We start from the raw sequence: 1,048 nt of genomic DNA, 5'->3' as shown, positions 1-1,048 counted from the left end.
ATTCTATCCTTAGATTCGTCCTTTCCACCGGGGTACTTTAAAGGTCTGTGTAGGTATAGCACAAAATTATCCTACATCTTGAAGATGGCTTGTTAAAACCTCTTCTTTTTCCCCTTGTCCTTTTAGACGCAGCGTGTCAACCTATTTCGCTGCTTCATAATTACGATGGTTCAAGCCAGACATTCGGTTTTCCTAATCATAGATAGTTGGCAGTGGTCGAGTAGGAAATAGGTTTTTCCATTACGCCTTCCGTTCCCCGCTTCAACCTAAGGGTGTGAATCCTTAAATTGGGGGTGGCTACCGCCGTTACTCTCAACTTTCTGCTATATTGGGGTCATAACTCCCTCAAACAGTCCGTATATTGACCCTGAGTTCCCTGCCTAGTTTGGATTCTCATCTCCAAACGTTGGGACGCATAAATAGTTATGGGATATTCAAAGAGTTTCAGCCCTCTTTTATTCAACCAAGGGGTTGAAATCCCACTAGGAGCTTATTTCAGGCATCTCAGCCTTATTTGGTCTCCTAAACATCTCGCACTTAGTGGTTTATGATAGCATAGCACATCGAGAGTATGCAAGACTCAAACCCAAAGTCCTAATTGGCCATTACCTGCTAAGGACATTGACAAGTAGGGGTCGAGAGAGATGTCGCCATCTCCCCCTCCCATACAAAACCGTACTTGAGACTTTCACCTCATACGGCTCCTAATCTGATTGTTCCATTGTTAAGGATACAGCGTTGGCGTTATCTAGCGCCGTCTTATCATCATGACAGTGGCGGTGTAATAATTGAAGGTTTTTGTATTCATCCTTTCCACCAAGGCTTCGAGGTACAATGTGGTCTATTTCAATTAGATCAGATGTGGTAAAGTATTGTCGGTAGGGGTCGAAAGGGAAGTCACCCTCCCCAACTCCCATTCCAAACCGTACTTGAGACTTTCACCTCACACGGCTCCTGATGTGGACACCCCTTGTCATGGGAACAGGGTTACGACCCCCTGCTTTGTAACTTCAACTTTCAGAGCTGTATACAACCACGTAGTCTTTAA

1 pseudogene is annotated in these 1,048 nt (G+C 44.7%); it reads right to left on the bottom strand.

Features of this window, described 5'->3' with window-relative positions:
* Positions 1–704 precede the first annotated feature (704 nt).
* Positions 705–875: pseudogene (locus tag ACTIE0_RS24660) on the bottom strand (HNH endonuclease); the annotation flags it as partial.
* Positions 876–1,048: the final 173 nt, after the last annotated feature.

The sequence above is a fragment of the Limnospira sp. genome (assembly GCF_051859755.1).
Taxonomy (GTDB): Bacteria; Cyanobacteriota; Cyanobacteriia; order Cyanobacteriales; family Microcoleaceae; genus Limnospira; species Limnospira fusiformis.
The sequence above is the reverse complement of the archived record's forward strand: the minus strand, read 5'-3'. Positions and strand labels throughout refer to the sequence as shown.